General features: G+C 69.3%; 2 protein-coding genes. One reads left to right on the top strand and one right to left on the bottom strand.

What is annotated here, in order from left to right:
* The coding region (gene hemC / locus G3N94_RS40960) for a hydroxymethylbilane synthase (RefSeq protein WP_205799859.1) at window positions 1–636 on the bottom strand (636 nt) is incomplete at its 3' end.
* Window positions 637–825: 189 nt separating this feature from the next.
* Here hemC and G3N94_RS40955 point away from each other — a divergent pair.
* Window positions 826–2098 (top strand): phosphoenolpyruvate carboxylase (locus tag G3N94_RS40955; RefSeq protein ID WP_205799858.1); only part of this gene is annotated, 1273 nt, incomplete at its 3' end.

Here is a 2098-nt window from a genome sequence, read left to right as displayed (position 1 = left end):
GCCCTGGCCCGCTGCGGGCGGGCTGTCCTCGACGTCGATCAGCGCGCGAATCCGCGCGTCGAGACCGAGGCGCTTCAGGCCCGCGGCCGCGAGGATGATCGCCGCGTAGTCGCCGCGGTCGAGCTTCGCGAGGCGCGTGTCGAGGTTGCCGCGCAGCGGCTGCACCTGCAGGTGCGGGTAGCGCGCGCGCAGCATCGCCTCACGGCGCAGGCTCGACGTGCCGACGACGGCGCCGGCCGGCAGCGCATCGAGCGACGCGTAGTCGTTCGACACGAACGCGTCGCGCGGATCTTCGCGGCTCATCACCGCCGCGAGCGCGAAGCCGTCGGGCAGCGCCATCGGCACGTCCTTCAGCGAATGCACGGCCAGATCGGCGCGGCCATCGGCGAGCGCGTTTTCCAGCTCCTTGACGAACAGGCCCTTGCCGCCGACCTTCGACAGCGTGCGATCGAGAATTTGATCGCCACGGGTCGTCATCCCGAGGATTTTCACGTCACAAGCTGGATATAATTTGCGCAGCGCATCACGCACATGTTCGGCTTGCCACATCGCCAGGCGGCTCTCACGCGAAGCAATCGTCAGCGTCGCCGGCGGCTGTGCCTGTCGCGGCTCGGCCGCAAGGGTCTCGGAATTCATTGCAGGAACATCGAAGAACGGGATTGAAGATCGAACAATGGTAGCACGCACGCCCTCGCCCGCCCGGGCGCGGAACGGGCCCGGCGCCGCCTCGCGCGGGCCGCGGCGCAGATGCGCGGATGTGCCGCAGTAGTCGCAGTCGCTGGATCGCAGTTCCTTTTCACTCGAGCTTTCCCAAGGAAACCCATCGTGAAGTCTTCCGGATCGGCGCGTACGACGCGCCGCAATGCTGCCTTGCCCTCCTCCGACGCCCAGACGGGCTCCATCGCCGCCGCCGCGAACGGTCGTGCGAAACCGGCAACGAAACCGAAAGACCCGATACGTCAGACAACACGCACGACGAAAGCCGCAGCGACGAAAGCCGCCGCTGCGGGCGCAGCCGTCAACGCGAAGCCGCAAGCGAAGCCGCAAGCGCGCACCCGCGAGGACAAGGATCGCCCGCTGTTCGAGGACATCCGCTTCCTCGGCCGCCTGCTCGGCGACGTCGTGCGCGAGCAGGAAGGCGACGCGGTGTTCGACGTCGTCGAGACGATCCGCCAGACCGCGGTGAAATTCCGCCGCGAGGACGACCGCGAAGCCGCGCAGACGCTCGAGCGGAAACTGCGCAAGCTGACGCCCGAGCAGACGGTCAGCGTCGTGCGCGCGTTCAGCTATTTCTCGCACCTCGCGAACATCGCCGAGGACCGCCACCACAACCGCCGCCGCCGCATCCACGCGCTCGCGGGCTCGACGCCGCAGCCGGGCACCGTCGCGTTCGCGCTCGACCAGCTGAAGCAGTCGGGCAGCGCGTCGAAGGGCGTGCTGCAGCGCTTCTTCGACGACGCGCTGATCGTGCCCGTGCTCACCGCGCACCCGACCGAGGTGCAGCGCAAGAGCATCCTCGACGCGCAGCACGATATCGCGCGCCTCTTGGCCGAGCGCGACCAGCCGCTGACGACGCGCGAGCGTGCGTACAACGAGGCGATGCTGCGCGCGCGCGTGACCGCGCTGTGGCAGACGCGGATGCTGCGCGACGCGCGCCTGACCGTCGGCGACGAGATCGAGAACGCGCTGTCGTACTACCGCGCGACGTTCCTCGACGAACTGCCCGCGCTGTACGGCGACATCGAGGCCGCGCTCGCCGAGCACGGCCTGCCCGCGCGCGTGCCGGCGTTCTTCCAGATGGGCAGCTGGATCGGCGGCGACCGCGACGGCAACCCGAACGTGACGGCCACGACGCTCGACGAGGCGATCAACCGCCAGTCGGCGGTGATCCTCGAGCACTACCTGGAACAGGTGCACAAGCTCGGCGCCGAGCTGTCGGTGTCGAACCTGCTGGTCGGCGCGAACGATGCGGTAAAGGCACTCGCGGCCGCGTCGCCCGACCAGTCGCCGCACCGCGTCGACGAACCGTACCGCCGCGCGCTGATCGGCATCTATACGCGACTCGCCGCGAGCGCTCGCGTGCGCGTCGGCGAAGGCA

The sequence above is a fragment of the Burkholderia sp. Ac-20353 genome (assembly GCF_017104785.1).
Lineage (GTDB): Bacteria > Pseudomonadota > Gammaproteobacteria > Burkholderiales > Burkholderiaceae > Burkholderia.
Note: the sequence above shows the minus strand (reverse complement) of the source record. Positions and strands in the feature narration are given on the sequence as shown.